Source organism: Paracoccus sp. P2, from assembly GCF_046335115.1.
GTDB classification, from domain to species: domain Bacteria; phylum Pseudomonadota; class Alphaproteobacteria; order Rhodobacterales; family Rhodobacteraceae; genus Paracoccus; species Paracoccus pantotrophus.
In genome coordinates, this window is record NZ_JBGOSN010000018.1 from 58,391 (window position 1) to 80,739 (window position 22,349).

General features: G+C 69.9%; 16 protein-coding genes. 7 read left to right on the forward strand and 9 right to left on the reverse strand.

Translation table 11 applies throughout. The features are described 5' to 3' along the window. Positions 1 to 20 precede the first annotated feature (20 nt). Positions 21 to 599 (forward strand): lytic transglycosylase, encoded by a 579-nt coding sequence (locus ACDP63_RS13105; RefSeq protein ID WP_024842687.1) that lies wholly within the window; start codon positions 21 to 23, stop codon positions 597 to 599. 13 nt (positions 600 to 612) lie between these two features. Here the strand turns inward: ACDP63_RS13105 and ACDP63_RS13110 are convergent, their stop codons facing one another. Then, a complete protein-coding gene (locus ACDP63_RS13110; RefSeq protein ID WP_024842686.1) occupies positions 613 to 1,209 on the reverse strand; it encodes a LolA family protein in 597 nt (198 codons plus the stop codon). Positions 1,210 to 1,298: 89 nt separating this feature from the next. Further along, positions 1,299 to 2,558: a UbiH/UbiF/VisC/COQ6 family ubiquinone biosynthesis hydroxylase gene (locus ACDP63_RS13115; RefSeq protein WP_114669232.1), complete on the reverse strand. Its 1,260-nt coding sequence runs from the start codon at positions 2,556 to 2,558 to the stop codon at positions 1,299 to 1,301. Between the two features lie 96 nt (positions 2,559 to 2,654). On the opposite strand from ACDP63_RS13115, the gene ACDP63_RS13120 reads away from it, so the two are divergent. The 3 genes from ACDP63_RS13120 to ACDP63_RS13130 all read left to right on the forward strand — a co-directional run bounded on the left by ACDP63_RS13120 (position 2,655) and on the right by ACDP63_RS13130 (position 7,993). Next, the gene (locus ACDP63_RS13120; protein WP_024842684.1) at positions 2,655 to 3,980 is read left to right on the forward strand and encodes an amidase; all 1,326 of its coding nucleotides are present in this window, start codon (positions 2,655 to 2,657) and stop codon (positions 3,978 to 3,980) included. Positions 3,981 to 4,108: 128 nt separating this feature from the next. Further along, complete coding sequence (locus ACDP63_RS13125; protein ID WP_024842683.1) at positions 4,109 to 5,302, forward strand: aminotransferase class I/II-fold pyridoxal phosphate-dependent enzyme; 1,194 nt, start codon at positions 4,109 to 4,111, stop codon at positions 5,300 to 5,302. A gap of 3 nt (positions 5,303 to 5,305) precedes the next feature. Next, positions 5,306 to 7,993: a DNA translocase FtsK gene (locus tag ACDP63_RS13130; protein WP_024842682.1), complete on the forward strand. Its 2,688-nt coding sequence runs from the start codon at positions 5,306 to 5,308 to the stop codon at positions 7,991 to 7,993. Here the strand turns inward: ACDP63_RS13130 and ACDP63_RS13135 are convergent. From ACDP63_RS13135 to ACDP63_RS13165, 7 genes are all read right to left on the reverse strand, one after another. Next, positions 7,891 to 8,937, reverse strand: coding sequence for an alpha/beta hydrolase (locus ACDP63_RS13135; protein ID WP_409928108.1), 1,047 nt, complete (start codon positions 8,935 to 8,937; stop codon positions 7,891 to 7,893). The genes ACDP63_RS13130 and ACDP63_RS13135 overlap by 103 nt on opposite strands. Before the next feature lie 107 nt (positions 8,938 to 9,044). Beyond that, the gene (locus tag ACDP63_RS13140; RefSeq protein WP_024842680.1) at positions 9,045 to 10,127 is read right to left on the reverse strand and encodes an HlyD family secretion protein; all 1,083 of its coding nucleotides are present in this window, start codon (positions 10,125 to 10,127) and stop codon (positions 9,045 to 9,047) included. Beyond that, on the reverse strand, positions 10,124 to 11,788 hold the full coding sequence (locus ACDP63_RS13145; protein WP_024842679.1) for an MFS transporter: 1,665 nt from the start codon (positions 11,786 to 11,788) through the stop codon (positions 10,124 to 10,126). Before ACDP63_RS13145 ends, ACDP63_RS13140 begins: the two co-directional genes overlap by 4 nt. Beyond that, a complete protein-coding gene (locus ACDP63_RS13150) occupies positions 11,785 to 12,216 on the reverse strand; it encodes a MarR family winged helix-turn-helix transcriptional regulator (RefSeq protein ID WP_024842678.1) in 432 nt (143 codons plus the stop codon). Before ACDP63_RS13150 ends, ACDP63_RS13145 begins: the two co-directional genes overlap by 4 nt. A 115-nt stretch (positions 12,217 to 12,331) precedes the next feature. Further along, on the reverse strand, positions 12,332 to 16,837 hold the full coding sequence (locus ACDP63_RS13155) for a translocation/assembly module TamB domain-containing protein (protein ID WP_409928109.1): 4,506 nt from the start codon (positions 16,835 to 16,837) through the stop codon (positions 12,332 to 12,334). Further along, a complete protein-coding gene (locus ACDP63_RS13160; protein WP_024842676.1) occupies positions 16,837 to 18,723 on the reverse strand; it encodes an autotransporter assembly complex protein TamA in 1,887 nt (628 codons plus the stop codon). Before ACDP63_RS13160 ends, ACDP63_RS13155 begins: the two co-directional genes overlap by 1 nt. Positions 18,724 to 18,814: 91 nt before the next feature. After that, the gene (locus ACDP63_RS13165; RefSeq protein WP_024842675.1) at positions 18,815 to 19,738 is read right to left on the reverse strand and encodes a glucokinase; all 924 of its coding nucleotides are present in this window, start codon (positions 19,736 to 19,738) and stop codon (positions 18,815 to 18,817) included. A gap of 155 nt (positions 19,739 to 19,893) precedes the next feature. On the opposite strand from ACDP63_RS13165, the gene ACDP63_RS13170 reads away from it, so the two are divergent. From ACDP63_RS13170 to ACDP63_RS13180, 3 genes are all read left to right on the forward strand, one after another. After that, a complete protein-coding gene (locus tag ACDP63_RS13170; protein WP_231486578.1) occupies positions 19,894 to 20,331 on the forward strand; it encodes a hypothetical protein in 438 nt (145 codons plus the stop codon). Between the two features lie 69 nt (positions 20,332 to 20,400). Then, the gene (gene ahcY, locus ACDP63_RS13175; protein ID WP_024842673.1) at positions 20,401 to 21,792 is read left to right on the forward strand and encodes an adenosylhomocysteinase; all 1,392 of its coding nucleotides are present in this window, start codon (positions 20,401 to 20,403) and stop codon (positions 21,790 to 21,792) included. A 54-nt stretch (positions 21,793 to 21,846) separates the two neighbouring features. Beyond that, positions 21,847 to 22,281 carry an HIT family protein gene (locus ACDP63_RS13180; RefSeq protein WP_024842672.1) on the forward strand — a complete coding sequence of 145 codons (435 nt, stop codon included), beginning with the start codon at positions 21,847 to 21,849 and terminating at the stop codon, positions 22,279 to 22,281. The last annotated feature ends 68 nt before the right edge of the window (positions 22,282 to 22,349 follow it).

The window sequence follows — 22,349 nt, forward strand, 5'->3', positions numbered from 1 at the left end:
GGCAAAAACATGAGGGCAGTATGAACAGGTTTCTCAAGCTCGCCATCGTCGGGCTGGTGGCCTCTTGCGGAGGGGGCGGGAACTACAAGGCACCGCGCAATCTGGAAAGCGCCTGCGCCATCGCGGCAGAGCGGCCCGCCTACATGCGCGCGATGAAGGCGACCGAGCGGCGCTGGGGCGTGCCGGTGCATGTGCAGATGGCGACGATCCACCAGGAATCGAAATTCATCGGCAATGCCCGCACGCCGCATCAATATGCGCTGGGCATCATTCCGATCGGCCGGCAAAGCTCGGCCTATGGCTACAGCCAGGCGCTGGACAGCACCTGGGACGATTACCGCAAGCAGACCGGCAACCGCCGTGCCCGGCGCGACAATATCCGCGACGCCACCGACTTCATGGGCTGGTACATGAACGATTCGGCGCGGGTGCTGGGCATCTCGAAATGGGACGCCGCCTCGCAATACCTGGCCTATCACGAGGGCCGCTCGGGCTTTGCCAGGGGTTCGCACAATTCGAAGCCCTGGCTGCTGGGCGTGGCGGGCAAGGTCCAGGCCAGGGCCGAGGTCTATCGCAGCCAGCTTGCCTCCTGCCGCTGACCGTTTCGCCCGCCTATTGGCGGCGGGCGATCTCGTTCTGGATGGCGAAGGTCGAGGCGGGAAAGCTCATCCCGGTCTGCATGTCGCCCAGGATCACCGTGGTGCGCTTGCCGGTGTCGTCGGTCACGACCCATTGCCGCAGCTGGGTCGGGTTGGCGGTAAAGACCATCTGGATATTGCCGTATTCCGGGTGCTGGGGATCCTGCGCCGTGACCACGGTGGTGTTCTTCTTTTCGGCATAGCCGGTGACCATGCGCGCCCGGCTCAGGTCGATGTTCGGCGCCAGGATCAGCGACAGCGGCGTCTTGGACAGCGGATATTGCTGCGGCGCGCCGCGCGTCTTGCCGTCGAACACGGCGACGTTGCCGGCCGAGGCCATGACCAGCGTGCGGTCGCCCTTGTATTCGAAGCGCACCCGCTGCGGGCGCTGGATATAGACCACCCCGGTCGAGATCGAGCCGTCGGCATTCACCTGGGTGAAATCCGCCTTGGCGGTCTTGAGGCTGTTGAGATAGCGCGAGATCTCGTTCAGCGGAATCTTCTCGGCCAGGGCGGGAAAGGCCATGGCCAGGCACAGGACGGGCGCAAGGGCGAGCGTTTTCAGTTTCATGGGCGGAATGATACCGATCCTCCAAAGACTTGCACATCACGTTCGCTGGATGCGCGGTGCTTCAACGCTGACGGCGGCGTGAGCGTTCCCTAAAGCCGCCGCCCGGTCAGCAGGCGCGGCATCGGCTCAAGGCTCAGCCCCGCCGCCTGGCGCATGAAGCCGCGCCGCAGGGGCGGGATGGCATCGACCAGACCCATGCCGATTTCGCGCGCGGCGCGCAGCAGCGGATTGGCGTTGGAAAACAGCGCGTTCACCCCGTCCATGCCAAGCGCCAGCGCCGTCGCATCCGGTCGGCGCCAGTCCTGGTAGCGTGCCAGCACCAGCTCGGCGCCGATATCCTCGCCGCGGCGGCGGGCGGCGACGACGACCTCGGCCAGCGCGGCCACGTCGCGCAGGCCCAGGTTCAACCCCTGCCCGGCGATGGGATGCACGCCATGCGCCGCATCGCCCACCAGCGCCACGCGCGCATCGACGTAGCGTTCGGCCAGGGTCAGGTTCAGCGGATAGGAAAAGCGCGGCCCGGCCAGTTGGATTTCGCCCAGGAAATCGCCGAAGCGCGGGCGCAGCACCGCCAGGAACTCCGCGTCCGGCAGATCCATGATGGCGCGGGCCTGGGCCTCGGGCTCGGACCAGACGATCGAGCTGCGATTGCCCGGCAGCGGCAGGATCGCCAGCGGCCCGGTCGGCATGAAATACTGATGCGCGGTGCCTTCGTGCGGCAGTTCGTGATCGACCGCCGCGACCAGCGCGATCTGGCCGTAGTCATGGCCGATGCGCCGGATCCCGGCCCGCGCCGCCACGCCCGATTGCCGCCCGTCGGCGCCGACCAGCAGCCGGGCCTTGATGCTGCGCCCGTCCGAAAGGCTGGCGCGGATCCCTGCGCCCTCGGCCTCTTGCCCGGTGACGGACAGGCCGGGCAGATGCGTGACCCGGCCCCGCATCGCGGCCAGCAGCGCGCGGTAAAGGAAGCGGTCCTCGAGCATATAGCCCAGCCGGCCTTCCTCGATCTCGGCGCCGTCGAAATGCAGGCCGAAGGGGCCGGCGCCTTCGCCCGGCACGCCCTGCGTCGCCTCGACCTTGCGGATCTCCTGCGCGTTCGGGGCCAGGTCGTTCCACAGCCCCAGCGCGGCCAGCAGCCGTTGCGAGGCCAGCGCCAGCGCATAGGCGCGGCCGTCGAAGGCGTCGCCGGCGCGGGCATCGGCGGGGCGGGCATCGGCCACCGCCACCGACAGGCCGGCATCGGCCAGGGCCAGGGCCAGGGCCGGGCCGTTCAGCCCGCCGCCGGCAATCAGGATGTCGAAATCGGTCCTCATGGGACGCAATATGACCTTCGGCCGGGCAATGTCCATGCGTCACGGCGGCCGCCAAGCGCATTGCGAGCCAGCCCGCGCCGGGATAGCCTGTGTCTTATTTGGTATCTGGATATTGTCGGTCGGGGGAAGGGCATGGATTGGCTCAGGGCATCTGCGGCGGAACAGGGAAGGGCGATCCTGGCCGGGCTCATCAGCCCGGTCGAGCAGGCCGAGGCCTATCTGGACGCCGCGGCCCGCCATCCCTATGGCGACCGCATCTATGCCCGGCTGACCCCCGAGCGCGCGCGGGCCGAGGCCATCGCCGCCCATGACCGCGCCCGCGCCGGGCTGCGCCGCGGCTTGCTGGACGGGGTGGCGATCAGCTGGAAGGATAATATCGACAGCGCCGGCATCGCGACCGAGGCCGGCTCGCGCCTGCTGCAAGGCCGCGTGCCCCGCCAGGATGCCGCGATCCTGGCCGGGGCGACGCTGGACGGGCTGGTCTGCCTGGGCAAGACGCATATGACCGAGCTGGCCTTTTCCGGCCTGGGGGTGAATCCCCGCACGGCGACGCCGCCCAACAGCATCGACCAGGAACTGGCGCCGGGCGGGTCGAGTTCGGGCGCGGCCGTCTCGGTGGCGCTGGGGCTGGCGGCGGCGGCGGTGGGCTCGGATACCGGCGGCTCGATCCGGGTGCCGGCGGCCTGGAACGGGCTGGTGGGCTTCAAGCCGACCACGGGCGCGGTCAGCGGTGCTGGCATCGTGCCGCTGTGCCGCCGCTTCGACGTGGCCGGCCCCATCGCCCGCACGGTCGAGGATTGCGCCGAGCTTTTCGCCGTGCTGCGCGGCGAGCCGGCAGCCGACCTGGCCGATGCCAATCCGCGCGGACTGCGGCTGATGGTGCTGGACGGTGTGCCCTTCGAGGATGCGCGCAAGGAGCCGGTCGCCGGCTTCGAGGATGCGGTGGACCGCCTGGCCCGCGCCGGTGCCCGCATCACCCATGCCGCGCCGCCCTGCGTGGCCGAGGCCATGGTGCTGGCGCCGCTGCTGTTCGCGCCCGAGGCCTATGGCATCTGGCGCGAGCAGATCGAGGCGGCGCCCGAGTTGATGTATCCGCCGATCCTGGAGCGTTTTCGCGGCGGCCAGTTCGTGCTGGCGGCCGATTACGTCGCCGCCTGGGAGGAGCTGGCCCGGCTGCGCGCCGACTGGGCGCGGCTGGTCGCGGGCTTCGACGCGGTGATCCTGCCCACGGCGCCGATCCTGCCGCCGCCGGTGGACCGGCTGCTGGCCGAGGAAGAGTTCTTTGCCCGCGAGAACCTGCTGACGCTGCGCAATACCCGCATCGCCAACCTGCTGGACCTGCCGGCGGTCAGCCTGCCGACCGGCCATCCGGGTTGCGGCATCATGCTGATGGGCCGCGCCGGCCAGGACCGCGCGCTGCTGGTGGCGGCCGCCGCGGCCGAGGCGGCGCTGCGCTGAAGCGTGGTTTTTCCGGGCAAATCCGGCACGGACGGGGGCAATCTGGTGGTGAAACTCTGGACGCATGGGGGGATTGCCGGTAGTCTTGCGGCAAAACGGGGCGCGACGACCCCGACTGAGAGGCAGTCATGGCAATTCCCGAGCGGTTCTCGAACCTGCCGGATTACGCGTTTCCGCGCCTGCGGAAGCTTCTTTCGGGCATCGAGCCCGGCGGCGAGCCGCTGATCCTGACGATCGGCGAGCCGCGCCATGCCTTGCCGGATTTCGTCGGCCCGGTCATGGCCGAAAGCATCGCCGATTTCGGCAAATATCCCTCGAACGAGGGCACGGCCGAACTGCTGGCCGCGATCTCGGGCTGGCTTTCCCGCCGGCACGGGCTGGAGGTCGCGCCCGAGCGGATCATGGCGCTGAACGGCACGCGCGAGGGGCTGTTCAACGCCGCCCTGGCGCTGGCGCCGGAGCGCAAGAACGGCCAAAAGCCTGCAATTCTGGTGCCGAACCCGTTCTACCAGGTCTATGCCGTGGCCGCCGCCGCCGTGGGCGCCGAGCCCGTCTTCGTGCCCGCCACGCCGGAAACCGGCCACCTGCCGCGCTTTGCCGACCTGCCGGCCGCGGTGCTGGACCGCGCCGCCGTGGCCTATCTGTGCTCGCCCGCCAATCCGCAGGGCAGCATCGCCTCCGAGGATTATCTCGAGGAGCTGATCGCGCTGGCCGACCGGCACGATTTTCTGGTCTTCGCCGATGAATGCTATTCCGAGATCTGGCGCGACGCCCCGCCGCCCGGCGCGCTGGCGGTGGCTGCGCGCATGGGGCTGGCCGACCGGGTGGTGATGTTCAACTCGTTGTCGAAACGCTCGAACCTGCCGGGGCTGCGCTCGGGTTTCGCGGCGGGCGGCGCGGCGCAGATCGCGCAGTTGCGGCGGCTGCGCAGCTATGCGGGCGCGCCGCTGCCGCTGCCGGTGCAACGGGTCAGCGCCATGGCCTGGGCGGATGAGGGCCATGTGGACGCAAGCCGCGCACTCTACCAGCAGAAATACGCCATCGCCGATCGGGTGCTGGGCAATGTGCCGGGCTACCAGCCGGTGCAGGGCGGCTTTTTCCTGTGGCTGCCGGTCCCGGAAAGCGTCGGCACCGGCGAGGACGCGGCGAAAAAGCTGTGGGCCGAGGCGGGTATCCAGGTGCTGCCCGGCGCCTATCTGGCCCGCGACGGCGAGGCCGGCAATCCGGGCCGGAATTTCATCCGCGTGGCGCTGGTTGCGCCGGCGGAGCAGACCGAGGCGGCGCTGAACCGCCTGAAAATGTGTTTGTATCAAGGGGGTTGACGCATGGCGAGCTGGCAGGCGAAACACCGCGATCCGCTGTTTGACCAAAACACGCAGGCGGCGCTGGAGCGGCGCGGCAAGGAATTGCTGGGCGCGGGGCTGGTCATCCTGGGCGTGCTGATCGCGATGATGCTGGTCAGCTATTCCCCCGACGATCCCAGCTTCCTCTCGGCGACCGACCAGCCGGCGCAGAACTATCTGGGCCGCTTCGGCGCCTATGTCGCCTCGGCGCTGTTCATGATCACCGGCTACGGCACCTGGGTGCTGGTGGTGGGCGCCGTGGCCTGGGGCCTGCGGCTGATGCTGCACCGGGGCGAGGAACGGCTGATGCGCGGCATCTTCCTGCCCATCGCCATGGTGCTGGTGTCGATCTATGCCACCTCGATGACCCCGCCGGCGGCCTGGACGCAAAGCTTCGGCCTGGGCGGGCATCTGGGCGACATGCTGATGGGCGGCATGCTGTCGGCCATGCCGATGAAGGCATCGGTCGCGATCAAGCTGCTGGCACTGTTGACCGCCATCGGCACCGTCGCCTTCCTGGCTTTCGTGCTGGGCTTCGACCGCAAGGAACTGACGACCATCGGCACCTTCCTGCGCGAGGGGCTGGCCACCGCCCGCGTCCTGGCGCTGCATGCGGTGGATCGCGGCGCAAGGCTGTCCTCGGGCGCGGCGCGCGGGCTCAAGAGCCGCAGCGAGGCCCGGCGCGAGCGGGTCGGCCGCGCCGCATCCGCCGCCCTGCCGCAGGCGCCCCGCGGCGGCCTGCCGGGCCTGCGCCCGGCGCCGGCGCCCCTGGGCGATGATCGCGACTTCGCCCCCGAGCCCGAGTTGATCGACCCCGAGACGCATTATGCCGAGGATGACGAGCCGCCCTCGAACGCCGCCGTCAGCGCCCGCATCACCGATGCGATCCGCAGCCGCGCGGAAGGCGCCCGGTCCGAGGGCAAGGGGCTGCTGTCGGCGGTGACGGCGCGGCTGACCGGCGCCCGCGCCGCGCCCGCCCGGCACGAGCCGCCGCTGCGCGCCGGCGAGGATGAGGACGGCGAGGATTTCGCCGAACCCGTCACCGCCGCGCCCTTCGGCGCCGAGACGCCGCGCGTGGTGGTGCCGCCCAAGAAGCCCGCCCCCTCGCGCCAGGCGCAATCCGAGGCGCAGCCGGCGCTGCGCTTCGACGACGCGGCCAGCCATTACGAGCATCCGCCGCTGTCGCTTCTGACCGCGCCGACCACCGTCGAGCGCCACCAGCTGTCGCAAGAGGCGCTGATGGAAAACGCCCGCATGCTGGAGGCGGTGCTGGACGATTACGGCGTCAAGGGCCAGATCACCGAGGTCCGCCCCGGTCCGGTGGTCACGCTTTACGAACTGGAGCCGGCGCCGGGGCTGAAGGCCAGCCGGGTGATCGGGCTGGCCGACGACATCGCGCGGTCGATGTCGGCGCTGTCGGCGCGGGTCTCGACCGTGCCCGGCCGCTCGGTGATCGGCATCGAGCTGCCCAATGCCCGGCGCGAAAAGGTGGTGCTGCGCGAGATCCTGGCCTCCAAGGCCTATGGCGACGGCACCCAGCCGCTGCCCTTGGCGCTGGGCAAGGATATCGGCGGCGGGCCGGTGGTGGCGAACCTGGCCAAGATGCCGCACCTCTTGATCGCCGGGACCACCGGCTCGGGCAAGTCGGTGGCGATCAACACCATGATCCTGTCGCTGCTCTACAAGCTGACGCCCGAGGAATGCCGGCTCATCATGATCGACCCCAAGATGCTGGAACTGTCGGTCTATGACGGCATCCCGCATCTGCTGTCCCCGGTCGTCACCGATCCCAAGAAGGCCGTGGTGGCGCTGAAATGGGTCGTGGGCGAGATGGAGGAACGCTATCGCCGCATGTCCAAGATGGGCGTGCGCAACATCGAGGGCTATAACGGCCGCGTGCGCGAGGCGCTGGACAAGGGCGAGCTGTTCAAGCGTACCGTGCAGACCGGCTTTGACGAGGATACCGGCGAGCCGGTCTTCGAGACCGAGGAATTCCTGCCCGAGACCTTCCCCTATATCGTCGTCATCGTCGACGAGATGGCCGACCTGATGATGGTGGCGGGCAAGGAGATCGAGGCCTGCATCCAGCGCCTTGCGCAGATGGCGCGGGCCTCGGGCATCCACCTGATCATGGCGACGCAGCGGCCCTCGGTCGATGTCATCACCGGCACGATCAAGGCCAACTTCCCGACCCGGATCAGCTTCCAGGTCACCTCCAAGATCGACAGCCGCACCATCCTGGGCGAACAGGGCGCCGAGCAATTGCTGGGCCAGGGCGACATGCTCTACATGGCCGGCGGCTCGCGCATCACCCGCGTCCACGGACCCTTCGTCAGCGACGAGGAGGTCGAGGAGGTGGTGAACCATCTGAAAAGCTTCGGCCCGCCCAGCTACATGTCCGGCGTGGTCGAGGGCCCGGACGAGGAGCGCGCCGACAGCATCGATCAGGTGCTGGGCCTGTCCTCGGGCGAGGGCGGCGATGCCGAGCTTTACGACATGGCCGTCGCCATCGTCGCCAAGGACCGCAAATGCTCGACCTCGTATATCCAGCGCAAGCTGGCCATCGGCTACAACAAGGCGGCGCGGCTGGTCGAACAGATGGAGGAACAGGGCGTCGTCACCCCGGCGAACCATGTCGGCAAGCGCGAGGTGCTGGTGCCGGAGGTGTAAGCCGGCCGCATCGGGATCGGGGCCGGGCCGCTGCGCCCGGCCTTTTTCATGCGGCAGCCTAGCCTAGCCCGCCGGCCGGCCCAGGTGCAGCGCCAGCGCCTGGCGCGCGGCGGGGCGGATGACCGAGCCGTGGTTTTCCTGGGGGTGTGCGGGCGGTGGACCAGCTCGAGCCCCGGAATCCCGGACAGCAGCGACAGGATCGGCGGCGGTTCGGCCCCCGAATTGGCAATCAGCAGCGGCACCACCGGGTCCAGCCGGCCGCCCGCCGCCAGGATGCCGCCGCGAAAGGCGCGGGCCTCGCGCAGGGGTTCGCCGGCGTTCCACCAGGTCGAGGGATCGGCCGCGGCATAGCGGGCGAACAGGCGCGGGCGGGTGAACAGCGTATTCAGCACGAAAAGCCCGCCCAGCGAATGACCGAACAGTGTCAGGTCGCCTGTATCCAGCGGCAGGCGCCGGCCGAGTTCGGGCAGCAGCTGCGCCGCGATCATCCGAAGAAAGGCATCCTGCCCGCCGGTCGGCCGGTCGCCGGGACCGCGCAGCCCCTCTTGCGCCGGGACCGGCTGCTTGCCGGGCGAGGTCAGGTCGAACCAGCGGCGGGCCGGGTCGAAGCGGGTCTCGACCGGATAGCCGATGCCGACCAGCGCCACCGGCGCCTCGGGCGCCAGTTCCTCGCGCAGATGCCACAGGATCGGAAAGGTCGCGTTGCCGTCCAGCGCCAGGATCGCGGAATAGCCGCCCCGCGGCGCCGGAACCTGCGGCAGACCCAGGAAGATGCGCCAGGGCGCCTCGGCCGGGCCAAGGTCGAAATGGCTGGCGCGCGGATGCTCGATCCGCTCGGCCGGCTCCAGCCCGCGCGGCCTGCCTTCCTGCGCCCGTGCCGCGCCGGCGGCCATGGCGACCAGCGATACCGCCAGAAAGCCGCGTCGGGAAAGGGGGATCTGCATCTTTGCCTCCGGTCCATCGGCGGGCTGGCGGAAGCGGGCTTGCCCTTGCCCGCATGGCCTAGCGGCCACCGGCCCGGGGCGCAAGCCCGGCGGCGCTGGCGCTTGGCTCAGCCCTCGTGTCCCATGATCGGCCGCGCCTGGGCCGAGCGATCGGCGGTCGAGCCCTCGTCCACCGTCACCACCACCGACAGGCCCGGCTCAAGATACTCGGCCATCTCTTGCCCCGGATCGATCGCGATGCGCACCGGCAGGCGCTGCGCCACCTTGGTGAAATTGCCGGTGGCGTTCGAGGCCGACAGCATGCTGAACTCGGAAGCCGTGGCGGGCGAAAAGGCCTCGACCCGGCCGGTAAAGGCGCGGTGGCGCATGGCGTCCACGGTGAAGGTGGCGCGGTCGCCGATGCGGATGCCGTGCAGCTCGGTCTCGCGGAAATTGGCGATGACCCAGACTTCGGGGCCGACATGGCTGACCAGCGCGGTGCCCGCCGTGACATATTGGCCCAGCCGCACCCCGACCTGGCCCAGCCGCCCGTCCGAGGGCGCGCGGATCACCGTATTGTCCAGGTCGATCCGCGCCAGTTCCACCGCCGCCTGGGCCGAGGCGATCTCGGCGCGTTTCGCGGCCAGCCCGACCTCGGCGCCCTTGACGTTCTCGCGCGCCACCGCGATGGCGCTTTCGGCCTGGGTGACGGCGGCCTCGGCCTGGCGCAGCGCCAGCTCGGTCTGGTCGGCCGAGCTTTGCGCCGTCACGCCGCGCGATTGCAGGGCCTGCGCCCGGTCCCAAGTCGAGGCCGCCGTGTCCCGCGCCGCCCGCGCCGCGGAAAGCGCCGCTTCGGCCGATTGCAGGCTGGCCTGGGCGGAATGGACGCCTTGTTCCTGGATCTTCAGCGCCGCCTCGGCACCTTGCAGGGTGGCCTGGGCCTGGGCAAGCTTCTGCCGGTATTGCCGGTCGTCGATTCGGGCGATGACCTGACCCGCGGTCACGGGCTGGAAGTCCCGCACCTCGACCGCCGCGACATAGCCGGACAGCTGCGGCGCGACGGTGGTCAGCTGGCCGCGGATATAGGCGTTCTCGGTCTGCGGATGGGCCGGGCGAAACGGCGGCAGGTGCCAGGCGTAAAGCACGATCAGCAGGCCGGCCAGGCCGGCGGCCAGCGCGATCAGGGTCGGGATCAGGTGGTTTCTGGTCATGTCTCGGGCTCGGGATGGGTCTGGGCGCCGGCCGGCAGCGGCGCGCGGCGCGCCGCCAGCCAGTCGCGGAACAGATGCAGCAGCAGCGCGCAAAGCGCCGCCGCCGCCAGCAGGAAGGTCAGGAAATAGGCGTCGTTATAGGCCATCACATAGGCCTGGGCGCCGGCATCCTGGGCGATCTGCGCCACCGCCTGCGCCTGGCGCTGCGCGGCATCGGCGATCTGCGGCGTCAGGGCGGCGCTGCGCTGCGCGATCTCGGCCGCGACCAGTGGGTCGGTGGCGGTCAGTTCCTCGCGCAGCACTTGCAGATGCAGGGCCTGGCGGTGGTTGATCAGGGTCGAGAACAGGCCCGATCCCATGGCCCCGCCCAGGGATTGCGTGGACAGGAAGACGATGACAAAGGACAGGATGTAGTTCGGCCCGCGCGCCAGGGCCGAAAGCAGCCCGCGCATCATCGCCGGCGCCAGGAAGAACGAGCCGGCAAAGGCGATCATCGCCTGGCTCAGCATCATCTGCGCCGGCCGGGTGTCCAAGCTGGCATGGCTGTCCATGAAGGCGCCGGCGGCGATCAGCGCCAGCGCGATGATGTGGAACAGCGGCACCCGCTCGGGCTTCATGAAGGGGATCAGCGCCAGCCCGCCCAGCACCGAGGCCACCGAGATCATCGCGAACAGCGGCACCAGCTGGTCCTGGGTCACACCCAGCACCTGGAACATGCGCGGCGCGCCCGCGCTTTGCTCGGACAGCACCAGGCGAAAGATCAGCAGCGTCGCCGTCAGGTGCAGCATCGCGGGGCTGGCCAGCCAGCGGATGTCCAGCAGCGGCGCCTTGCGGTGCAGCTCGATCACCACGGCCAGGGTCAGCGCCACGATGGACAGCGCCAGCACCCAGCCCAGCCAGGCCACGTCGGTCCACCAATGGATCGAGCCCATGATGAAGCCCACCGTCAGCCCGCCGAAGCCGGTGGCGATCAGCAGCCAGCTGACCAGGTCCATGGCGGCGATCACCTTGACGCGCGGTGCCGAGGTCAGCGGCAGGGCATAGACCAGCCCCAGCGACACCGCCGCCAGTCCCAGCGCCATGTAATGCAGCCCGTCCCAGCCGTGATCGCCCATCAGCGCGGGCGAGATCACCCGTGCCAGCATCGGCCCGGTCGCAACCATGGCCAGCACCATGGGCAGGCCCAGCCGCATCTTCCATTGGGGCGGCAGCGGCTCCAGCATATACATGAAGGCCAGCGTGGACAGCGGCGCCGAGGCCATGCCGGCGACGAATTGCACCGCCACCGCCGAGCGCAGGTCCGAGATGGCAAAAGCCGCCAGCGATACCGCCAGATAGACCAGGATCGCCACCTCGGCAAAGCGGCGCAGGCCGAACTGGGTGCGGATCTTGATCAGCAGCAGCGGCATCGAGGCGCGCGGGATCATGAAGGCCGCCATCAGCCAGGTCGCCTGGGTGGTGGTGGCGCCCAGGTCTCCGGCGATCTGCGGGATGTTGGTGCTGACGAAGCCCTGCGCCAGCCCCTGCGTCAGGCCGATGGTGATCGAGGCGCCGATATAGCCCAGCGTGGCCGGCCAAGACATCGGCACGAAGGGCGGCGGCGCGGGCGCGGCCGCGGCGGGGGGCGCAGGCGCCGCGGGGGCGGCTGGGGATCGGCTCATGCCTGCCGCAGCCCTTCGGCATTCCGCGCCATCCGTGCCAGCGTCCGGCGCGTGACCGCCAGATCCTCGGGCGCGATGCCCTGGGCCAGCGTGGCATCGACCTCGGCGCGAAAGCCCAGCAGGGGCGCGATCCGCGCCGCCTCGGTCAGATAGACGGCGTGCTTGCGGCCATCCTCGGGGATCGGGCGGCGCTCGGCCAGGCCCTGATCCTCCAGCGCGTCCAGCAGGCGCTTCAGCGTCGGCGTCTCGATGCCCAGGATCGCGGCCAGCTGGGCCTGGCTGGCGCCCTCGTGGCGGCCGATGGTGGTCAGCAGCCGGGCGCGCGCAAAGGTCAGCCCGTATTGCTCGACGCGCTGCTCGAAGGCGGCGCGCAGGGTCCGGGTCAGTTCGATGAGCGATTCGACGAGCGTGAAGGGACGGTCTGGCATGGGTTTCCCGCTGTTCCGCGAATTTCATTAGCAAGCTAATGAATATGTCGCAGCTATGCAAGGGGCGCCCCGGCCGCCCCGCGCCACCGCGGCGGCGGGCGGGGCGGGGCCGGGGTCAGTAATCGCGTTCGTAGAACAGGCCGATGGTGCTTTCGCCTTCGCTGTCGACCGAGCCGCGCGCGGTCAGCGTCGGGGAAATGTCCAGGTTCAGGTTCAGCTTGGTCTTGCCGTCGCCGCCGACCTGCACGTCGGTATAGAGGTTCTCGGACAGGTATTTGCCCGCCCGGACCGAGACATTGCCCTCGTCGTCCGTCGCCAGGTCCAGGTCGTCGAGCCCGGTCGAGGCCCGCAGCCGCCCGACGATCCCCTCGCCGCCGCGCCCGGCCAGGGTCGCTACGGCGCTGGCCAGCTGCGCGGCCTGAAGCGCGCTGATATTGTCCAGCCCCCGGCCGAACAGCAGGTGCGACAGTACCTCTTCCTGCGGCATCTCGGGCGAGGATTCAAAGGTGATCTCGGGATCCTGCGCCTCGCCGTCGATGATGATGCGGGCGGTGATGTCGTTCTGCACAGTCTCGGCCACCAGCCGGATCACCGGGATCATGCTGCCCTGCAACTCGATCAGCCCCTCGGTCATGTCGAACCGCTTGCCCAGCAGGTCGACCCGGCCGCGGATCAGCTCCAGCTGGCCGATGGGGATGGGTTGGCGGGCATTGCCGGTCAGGCGCAGCTCGCCGCCCAGTTCGGCATCGACGCCGCGGCCGCGGATGAAGACCTGCGACGGGGCCGAGACCAGCAGGTCGAAGCGTGCCGGATTGGCCGGCGGCGTCGCCGGCGGCGCGGCCATGCCGGCCTGGCGCGAAGCCTCGTTGGGATATTCCAGCAGCCCGGCCTTGGCGCGGGTCTGGCGCTGCGGCGGGCGTTCCGAACGGTGGATGATGTCCGGGATCGCCTTCGCCCCGCCCAGCCCGGTCGAGGGGATGCGCAGTTCCGTATGGCCCATGTCGATGCGGCCCGAGACCAGCGGCCCCTGTCCCACCGTGCCGGCGACGTTGATCGCGCCGTTCACCAGCGTCTCATAAAGGTTGGGGTCGCGCAGCACCACGTCGGACAGCCGCACGTCCAGGTTCATCTGCCGGTCGCCGACCAGGCTGACCGGGCCGCTGACGGTAATGGTGCCGCCGGCCTCGACCGCGCCGCGCAGATCGACGGCGATGCGGCCGGCGTTGAAATCGGCGTTGGCGTTCAGGCTGCCCACGGCCAGGCCGAAGCGCGGCTCGGCCAGCCGGCCATTGGCCAGCGCCACCCGCCCGGACAGCGATTCCAGCGCCGGCCGGCCATTCAGGCGCAGGTCGAAGCTCAGCGGCCCCTCGACCGAGCGGGTGCGCAGGAAGGGGTTGGCGGCGGCGGCATTGGAGTTGCCGCTGACCGCGATGTCGGCCGTGGACAGGTCTGTCGCCGCCGTGCCGGTCACGCGGGCCTGGGTATTGCCGGGTCCGGTGGCGGTCAGGTTCACGTCGTAGCTTCTGCCCAGGTTGCGGATGGTGCCGGCGACCGTCGCCGGGCCGGGAAAGCCCGGCACCACCAGGGCCAGGTCGTTCAACCGGGCGTCGAGGTTCAGCCCCTCGGCCGGGCTGCCGTCGCCGGTGACGCTGAACTGGCCGTTGCCGGCGCGCAGCCGGCTGACGGTCAGGCCGCCGTCCGGACGCTGCGCGGCGGCAAGGTCGAAGCTGGTCTCGCCCGCCAGCACGGCATCGGCCTGCGGGTTGCCGATGCCCAGCCCGCGGGCCAAGCCGCTGGCGGTGATCTGCCGCCCGCCGCCCTGCTGGTCCACGACATGGCCCGAGGCATTGACCGCGCCCCGGAAACCGCGGCCCAGAAAGCGCAGGTCGTCGGCGCGCAGGGTCGCGGTCAGGTCGGTGGCGCCCTGGCCCAGCCGGCCCTCGGCGCCCAGGTTCAGGCGCGGGTTCTCGACGGTCGCGGTCTCGATGGTGAAGACGCCGTCGCGCTCGATCCCGTGCAGGGCCAGCCGGGTCTCGCCCGCCAGCGCGCCATCGACCTGCGCCTGGCCAAAGGACAGGTCGGTGCCGGTGCCGGTCACGTCCAGCCGCCGCCCGCCCGAGCCGTCGTCCTTGAAGCTGCCCTGCGCGTTCAGCGCCCCGCGCCAGCCGCGGCCGAAGCTGGCCAGCGAGCGGATCTCGACCCGGCCCTGCATGTCGGTGTCGCTGGGGGCGATGCGGCCCTGCGCGGTGGCCAGCATCTGCCGGTTGGTCAGGTCGAAGCCATGCACGATGATCTCGTCGCCGCGCTGTTCGGCTGAAAGCCGCAACTCGGTCACGCCGGTCAGCGCCCCGTCCACGTCCTGCTGGCCCAGGCGCAGGTCGGTGCCGCGCCCGGTCAACTCGATCCGGCGGGTGCCGTCCTGCTCCACCGCCGTCGCCTCGGCGGTCAGCCCGCCCGAGAAGCCGCGCCCCAGCACCGCCAGGTCGGGCATGGACAGGTTCAGCGTCGCATCCATCGCGCCTTGCGCGAAACTGCCCCGGCCCTCGGCGTCGATCTGCGGGTTGGTCAGCCGGAAGGTCTGCACCTCGAACCCGTCCCGTGCCTGCGCCGCCTCGACCAGCAGGTCGGTTTCGCCCTTCAGCGCGCCGTCCAGCTCGGCGATGCCGGTGACCAGATCCTGCGCCTTGCCGGTCAGGGTCACGCGGCGCGCGCCGGCGGCGCCGGTGGCGCGAAGCGCGCTGCGGACCGAGCCCGACATGCCGGGATCGGCCACCGACAGGTCCGGCATCTCGATGGTCGCGGTCAGGGTGCTGGAATAGCTGTCCAGCCGGCCCTGCGCCTCGGCCGTCAGGTTTCGGGCGTTCACCACCAGCTTGCGCAGGTTGATGCCCGAGGTGTCGCGCCGGGCGCTGAGTTCGATGCGCGACTGGCCCGCCAGCATGCGGTCGGCATGGTCCTGGCCGACGCGGATGTCGTTGCCCAGCACCTCTGCCTCGACGTCGAAGCCCTTGCCCAGCAGCGCGTAGCGACCCTTGATACGGGCATCGGCGGTGCCGCCCAGCTCGCGCCCGGCCAGGGCCGAGAAGCGTGCCACATTGCGGTGCTGCGCGGTGATGTCGCCCGACAGCGTGATCCCGGTGCGCAGGCCAGAGACGGTGGTCTCGCCCTTGAAGCCGAAATCCTCGCCGTTGATGTTCATCCCCCAAAGCTGCAGCGCATTGCCGGGCGTGAAGGCAAAGTTCAGCCCGCCGTTCAGCACCCGGCCCAGGGCCTGCGCCAGGCCCGGATCGGCCGGCACCAGGTCGTCCATGCCGAAGGCGATCCAGCCGCGCACCTCTTCCAGGGCCTGCTCGGCGGTCAGGGCGACGCGGCCGCGCCCGTCGAGCCGCAGTTCCGACAGGGTGATGTCGTCGCGGGCGATGTCACCCACCACGCCCTTGAGCACCCAGCCCGAGCCCTGCGCCGCGTCGTAATCCAGCCGCAGGCTGCCCGAGCGCACCGTGGTCGGGCGGTCGGCCCAGGGCAGCCGCACCGGCAATTGCGCCGCCCCGGCGTCCTCGCCCAGCAGCAGCGTCAGATGCGCGCTTTCCGGTGCGCCGCGGCTGGTGGTGGCCAGGTTGCCGTCCAGCCGCAGCGCCTCGGTCGCCAGCCGCAGCGAGGGGACGACCAGCCGGCCGTCCTGCCCGCGCCAGCCCTCGGCCAGAAGCTGCGATTGCGTGCCGAAAAAGGCGCGGTGCTGCGGCGGCACCAGCGCGGCCACGTCGCCGCCCAGTTCGGCGCGGAAGGCGGTGCCGGGGGCGCCGTCGCGCTCGGCCGCATCGACCGAGACGGTGCCGGTCACGCGCGGCTGGCCGTCGGTCGCCAGCTGGATATTGGCGGTGAAATCCGACATCGGCCCTTCGCCCGCGATCTCGGCGGTAACGGCGGGGCGGTCGTGCAGCTTGATCGCGTTCGCGAACAGCCCGTTGCGGTCCTCGTCCAGCCTCAGGTCCAGGCGCAGCACGCGGGTCTCGTTGGAAAAGCCCGCGTCCAGCGCGAACTGGCCGCGCGGCCCGTCCACGCGGTCGATGGTCAGCCTGGTCTCGCCCTCGCCGCCCGACAGGTTCATCGAGCCGTCGATGGCGATCACCGCCTCTTGCCCCATCACCGGCTGGCCCAGTTCCACCCGGCCTACGGCGATGCGGGCGATGTTCACCCCCACCGGCAGCTGCGGCAGCGAGAACTCGCGCGCCTCGGCCTGGGGGGCGCTGTCGCCGGTGCCGGGCAGGCGCGGCAGGATGATCCGCTCGGCCGAAAGCTCGTTGATCTCGACCCGCCGCGCCAGCAGCGCCGAGCGGGTCCATTGCATGGCGCCGTTTTCCAGCGTGATCCAGACGCCGTCGTCGTCGGCGATGGTCATGCGCTCGAAGGTCGCGCGCGAGGACAGCGCGCCGCGGAAGCCCTCGATCACCACCTGCCGGCCGGCGCCGGACAGCTTTTCTTCCAGGAAACGGGTGATGAAACCGCGGTCGTCCTCGACCTCCTGCGAAATTTCGGCGGCGGTATCCTGCGCCAGCGCGGCCAGGGGCGCGGCCAGGGCCAGCCCGAATGCCAGAACGAGACGATAAGCCAGATCACGCATCAGAACGCCTGCCCAAGACCGATATAGACCTGCACCCCGCCGTCGTCGCCATCGCCGCCGCCGACCGGGGTGGCGATGTCGAAGCGCAGCGGCCCGACCGGGGTGCGATAGCGGATGCCCGCGCCGGCCCCGGCCTGCCAGCCGCTGGCGCCGGACCAGCCGCTGTCCTCCCAGACCCGGCCGGCATCGGCGAACAGCGCCAGGCCGATGCGTTCGCGGACCTGGATGCGGGTCTCGGCGGTCAGGGTGACGATGGACATGCCGCCGGTGCGCACCATGCCGCCGCTGTTGTCGGGGATCACCTCGACGCCCAGCGATTCATAGGAATGGCCGCGCACCGTGCCGCCGCCGCCGGACCAGAACAGGTAATCGCGCGGGGTTTCCCCGATCTCGGGGCCGACCACGGTGCCCAGCCGCGCCCGGCCGGCCAGGGTGAAGCGGTCATCGGTGCCGAAGCTGTAATAGGCCCGCCCCTCGGCCAGCACCTGTGCGCCCGAGCCGGTTTCGTCCTGCAAGCCGACAAAGGGCGTGACCCCGCCCGACAGCCAATAGCCGCGCTTGGCGTCGGTCGGCTCGTCGCGCTTGTCCCAGATCACGCTGGTAGGCAGGGCGAACAGCCGGAAATCGGTGCGGCCGCTGTCGTCGTCGACGCGCAGCGCCCGGTATTGCAGGGCGATATCGGCGGTCAATTCGTCGCTGGGGATCCAGGTGAAGCCCAGGCCGAAGGTGCCGGACTTGAGGTCGTAATCCTCTTCCTGCAGGCTTTCGACCTTGGCCAGCACATAGCCGGTGGTGTCGGCGGTGATGGTGGCGGGCCGGTCGATGCGCAGCCCCAGGCTGTAGTCGCGCCCGCTATCGCCGCCGATATCCGAGACGCCTGCATCCACGCGCAGCCGCTCGCCGCCGCGGAACAGGTTGCGGTTGATCCAGTAGGCGGTCAGCGACAGCCCGTCGGTATTGGAATATTCGAAGCCGGCACCCAGCCGGCGCAGCTTCTGCTCGGCCACCAGCAGGTCCACGTCCAGCGTGTTGCCGGGGCCGATCCGGTCGGCCTCGGTCAGGGTGATGGCCGAGAACACGCCCGAGCGGCGCAGGCGCTTCCTCACATTCTCGAGCTTCTCGGGATCGAAGCGTTCGCCCTCGGGGAAGCCGGCGATCTTGCGCAGCCGGCGCGGGTCCATGCGCTGATGGCCGCGGATGGTCAGCTGGCCAAAGCGCAGCTCGGGACCGGGCGCCAGGCGGATGCGGCTGTCGATCAGGTTGGTGGCGTGGTCGGCGATGATCTCGGTCTCGGCCACCTCGGCCTTGGCGTGGCCCACGTTGCGCCAGCCCGCCACGCCGGCGGTGGCGGCGTTCTTCATGTCGCCGGTGCGGGCGATCTCGCCCCGGCGATAGCTGCGCGGCAGTTCGGTGCCCGGCGCCACCGGCGCGATCTCGGCCCGGCTGTAGCGAAAGCGCGGGCCGGGCTGGACCGAGACCACCACCCGGTGCACCACCTTGGGCGCGTCGAGCGGCGCGATGCCGGCAGCCTCGACCCCGTCCAGGGTGATGTCGATGACGCCCGAGTAATAGCCCTGGTCGTAAAGCACCCCCAGGATGCGGGCGTAATCGCCGCGCGCGGCGGCCAGCATGTCCTGGCCCGTCACCCGCCCCTCGTCCTGGGCGCTGACCAGAAGCGAGGTCTGCCGGATCGCCGGAAGCAGGGCGTCGTCGCCGCCATCGACCTGGAAATCCAGGTTCACGGGCGAGCCGTCATTGCCGTCCCGGCCGAACCAGCCCGAAAAGGGCGAGGAGGAAGGCGAGCCCGAGGACTGCGCCCAGACCATGCCCGCGCCGGTTGCAAGCACGATTGCGGCAGCCGTCCCTGCCCTGATCCAGCTTTTCATTGCCTGATTGCCCTGCTTCTGGCGGTTTTCCCGCAAGCATTGCAGGGCACGTCAACAAAATCCAGCGCAGCTGCCCAAATTCGGGCGATTTTCAGCGGATTGCGGCCAGACAGCCATGCAGCGCCGCCATGTCGTCCCGGATCACGCCGATCGGAACCGCCTGCGGAATCCGCGCCATCAGCGGGTCGGAAAGGAAGGCGCGCTCGAAGATTTCGAACCGATCGGTGCAGGAACGCGCGACGCTGCCGGCCAGGAACATGCCCTCCATCGGCATGAAACGAAAGGCAAGTTCGCGGCAGAACAGCCCGAACAGCCGGGCATAGAGCGCCAGCGTTTCCTCGGCCGCCTGATCGCCCTGGGCCGCGTCTGCGACCACGGTTTCGGCCCGGCCCTGCGGCAGGCCCATGCGCAGCGCGTGCAGCCGGGCAAGGCCGCGGCCGGCGAACAGTTCCTCGACCGAATCAATCGCCCGGCCGGCTGCACCAAGCGCCTCGGCCAGCGGCTCGGCCACGGAAAGCGGCAGGCGGGTATGGCCCTCCTCGGCCTCAAGGCAGGCGATCCCGCCGTCCGGCAGCACCTTGACCGCGCAGACGTTGAAGCCGGTGCCGGCATTCACCACCAGCCGCTGCCCGTTCGACAGCGCGCCTTCGGGCGCCGCGCGCAGGAAGCCCGCCGCCTCGCCGTCCAGGGCCGGCGTGGCATAGCCCAGGGCGATCAGGTCGTTGATCAGCCGCGCGCGGGGGGCGCCGGACAGCGTGCAGAGCCGTGCCGTGGAAAAGCTCCAGTCGCGGTTGGTCAGCCGCGCCTCGTCTCCCCAGACCGGGCCGGCGACGGCGACGCAGACCGCCTCGATCTGCGGGCTGCCCTGCTGGGCGAGGAACTTGGCCACCACCTCGTCGAATGTCGCATGATCGTCGCCGCGAAACCGGGTGATGGTATCGGCGACCAGCGCGCCGTCCCGTGCCAGCGCCATCCGCGCATTGGTGCCGCCCACATCCGCCAACAGGATCGCCATGTCTTCCCCCTTTTCCGCGCAGCCTCGTCCCGATCCTTCTAAGCCATTCCAGAGAAAGCTGCTACCGCTCACATTTGCGACTGGATCGGAACCTTTCGCGAACCCCGGCGGTTTTCCCCGGTCACCCGCGCAAGCGAAAGGTTGAGGCAATGCACATGACCCCGGCTTCCCGCATCGCAGCCGCCCTGCTGGCGGTGCTTCTGGCCCTGCCGGGCCAGTCCGCGCAGGCGGCGATCCAGACCCGCGAGGAGAACCTGGCCCATCCGCGCGGCTGGTCCGCCATCGCCGGCATGGACCCGCGCGCCGTGCGCGAGGTCGCCCGCACCCTGCCGCTGTCCGAAGTGGCGGTGGAGGACCAGCCCTGGTGCGACCGCAAGGCGGAACTGGAGCAGACCCTGCGCCAGGATTTCGGCGAGGCGCGGATCGCCACCGGGACCGATGGCGTGACGCTGTGGGGCTCGGACCTGATGGGCACCTGGACGGTGGTGTTCGAGCGGCCGGATGCGACCAGCTGCGTCATCGCCTCGGGGATCGGCTTCAGCGACGCGACCAGCCCGCAGGTGTTCTTCGTCAAGGCGGGCTTCAACGGCTGACCGCTTGGGTTTGCAGGACCGCGCCGGGGATGCTAAGGCCGCGCCAACAGCACAAGGCGCGAGGGCCCCATGACCGATTACATCATCCGCGACATCGCCCTGGCCGAATACGGCCGCAAGGAGCTGGACATCGCCGAGACCGAGATGCCCGGCCTGATGGCCCTGCGCGCCGAATATGGCGAGACGAAGCCGCTGAAGGGCGCCCGCATCGCCGGCAGCCTGCACATGACCGTGCAGACCGCCGTGCTGATCGAGACGCTGGTGGCGCTGGGGGCCGAGGTGCGCTGGGCGTCCTGCAACATCTTCTCGACCCAGGACCATGCGGCGGCGGCGATTGCGAAAGCCGGCATCCCGGTCTTTGCCGTCAAGGGCGAGACGCTGCCGGAATACTGGTCCTATACCGACCAGATCTTCCAGTTCGCGGAAGGCACGGCGAACATGATCCTGGACGACGGCGGCGACGCGACCATGTATGTGCTGCTGGGCGCGCGGGTCGAGGCGGGCGAGACCGGGCTGATCGACGTGCCGACCAGCGAGGAGGAGGAGGCGCTGTTCGCCCAGATCCGCAAGCGGCTGGCGGCCTCGCCCGGCTGGTTCACCCGGCAGCGCGATGCGATCCGCGGCGTCAGCGAGGAGACGACGACCGGCGTGCATCGGCTTTACGACCTGCACAAGAAGGGGCTCTTGCCGTTCCCGGCGATCAACGTGAACGACAGCGTCACCAAGTCGAAATTCGACAACAAGTATGGCTGCAAGGAATCGCTGGTCGACGGCATCCGGCGGGCCACCGACGTGATGATGGCCGGCAAGGTCGCCGTGGTCTGCGGCTATGGCGACGTGGGCAAGGGCTCGGCCGCGTCGCTGCGCGGTGCCGGCGCCCGCGTGAAGGTGACCGAGGTCGATCCGATCTGCGCCCTGCAGGCCGCCATGGACGGCTTCGAGGTGGTGCTGCTGGAGGAGGTGGTCGCGACGGCCGACATCTTCGTCACCACCACCGGCAACAAGGACGTGATCCGCATCGAGCACATGCGCGAGATGAAGGACATGGCCATCGTCGGCAATATCGGCCATTTCGACAACGAGATCCAGGTCGCGGCGCTGAAAAACCACAAATGGACCAACGTCAAGGACCAGGTGGACATGATCGAGATGCCCTCGGGCAACCGGATCATCCTGCTGTCCGAGGGGCGGCTCTTGAACCTGGGCAATGCCACCGGCCACCCCAGCTTCGTGATGTCGGCCAGCTTCACCAACCAGGTGCTGGCGCAGATCGAGCTGTGGACCAAGAACGACGCATACGCGCCGGGCGTCTATATCCTGCCCAAGGCGCTGGACGAAAAGGTCGCCCGGCTGCATCTGGACAAGATCGGCGTCAAGCTGACCAAGCTGTCCAGCGAACAGGCCGCCTATATCGGCGTGACGCCCGAGGGCCCGTTCAAGTCCGAACATTACCGCTATTGAACGCGTGGGCGCGGCTCGACCGGGGCCGCGCCGCAAGCCGGGAAGGGGGACCGGATGTCCGACGATTGCCTGTTCTGTCGCATCGCGCGCGGCGAATTGCCGGCGCATCGGATCTATGAGGACGAGCATATCCTCGCCTTCCTGGACCTGCATCCCATCCGTCCCGGCCATTGCCTGGTCATTCCCAAGCGGCATTACCCCTGGTTCGAGGATCTGCCCGAGGATCTTGCCACCCGCATCACCGGTTGCGCGCAGCGCCTGGCCCGGCAGATGAAGGCGCTTTACGCGGTCGAGCGGGTCGCCCTGTTCTATACCGGCATCCATGTCGCCCATGCCCATGCGCATGTCGTGCCGATGCATCATGTGCATGACGTCTCGTCGCAGGCCTATCTGAAGGACGGCATCGACAGTTTCGCGGCGCCGCCGCAACTGTCGCCCGAGGAAGGCGCCCGGATCGCCCAGGCGCTGGCCCCCGCCTTCGCGGGATAGGCACGCCGCGCCGCAAGCGTGCGGTTTCAGTTGATATTTGCCCGCCCGGCGCTAGGCTCTCCCCTGGG

Excerpts from the sequence above, each read along its gene's own strand:
- ACDP63_RS13105 (WP_024842687.1), top strand. The coding sequence starts at position 21 with ATGAACAGGTTTCTCAAGCTCGCCATCGTCGGGCTGGTGGCCTCTTGC.
- ACDP63_RS13110 (WP_024842686.1), bottom strand. The coding sequence starts at position 1,209 with ATGAAACTGAAAACGCTCGCCCTTGCGCCCGTCCTGTGCCTGGCCATG.
- ACDP63_RS13115 (WP_114669232.1), bottom strand. The coding sequence starts at position 2,558 with ATGGACATTGCCCGGCCGAAGGTCATATTGCGTCCCATGAGGACCGAT.
- ACDP63_RS13120 (WP_024842684.1), top strand. The coding sequence starts at position 2,655 with ATGGATTGGCTCAGGGCATCTGCGGCGGAACAGGGAAGGGCGATCCTG.
- ACDP63_RS13125 (WP_024842683.1), top strand. The coding sequence starts at position 4,109 with ATGGCAATTCCCGAGCGGTTCTCGAACCTGCCGGATTACGCGTTTCCG.
- ACDP63_RS13130 (WP_024842682.1), top strand. The coding sequence starts at position 5,306 with ATGGCGAGCTGGCAGGCGAAACACCGCGATCCGCTGTTTGACCAAAAC.
- ACDP63_RS13135 (WP_409928108.1), bottom strand. The coding sequence starts at position 8,937 with ATGCAGATCCCCCTTTCCCGACGCGGCTTTCTGGCGGTATCGCTGGTC.
- ACDP63_RS13140 (WP_024842680.1), bottom strand. The coding sequence starts at position 10,127 with ATGACCAGAAACCACCTGATCCCGACCCTGATCGCGCTGGCCGCCGGC.
- ACDP63_RS13145 (WP_024842679.1), bottom strand. The coding sequence starts at position 11,788 with ATGAGCCGATCCCCAGCCGCCCCCGCGGCGCCTGCGCCCCCCGCCGCG.
- ACDP63_RS13150 (WP_024842678.1), bottom strand. The coding sequence starts at position 12,216 with ATGCCAGACCGTCCCTTCACGCTCGTCGAATCGCTCATCGAACTGACC.
- ACDP63_RS13155 (WP_409928109.1), bottom strand. The coding sequence starts at position 16,837 with ATGCGTGATCTGGCTTATCGTCTCGTTCTGGCATTCGGGCTGGCCCTG.
- ACDP63_RS13160 (WP_024842676.1), bottom strand. The coding sequence starts at position 18,723 with ATGAAAAGCTGGATCAGGGCAGGGACGGCTGCCGCAATCGTGCTTGCA.
- ACDP63_RS13165 (WP_024842675.1), bottom strand. The coding sequence starts at position 19,738 with ATGGCGATCCTGTTGGCGGATGTGGGCGGCACCAATGCGCGGATGGCG.
- ACDP63_RS13170 (WP_231486578.1), top strand. The coding sequence starts at position 19,894 with ATGACCCCGGCTTCCCGCATCGCAGCCGCCCTGCTGGCGGTGCTTCTG.
- ahcY (WP_024842673.1), top strand. The coding sequence starts at position 20,401 with ATGACCGATTACATCATCCGCGACATCGCCCTGGCCGAATACGGCCGC.
- ACDP63_RS13180 (WP_024842672.1), top strand. The coding sequence starts at position 21,847 with ATGTCCGACGATTGCCTGTTCTGTCGCATCGCGCGCGGCGAATTGCCG.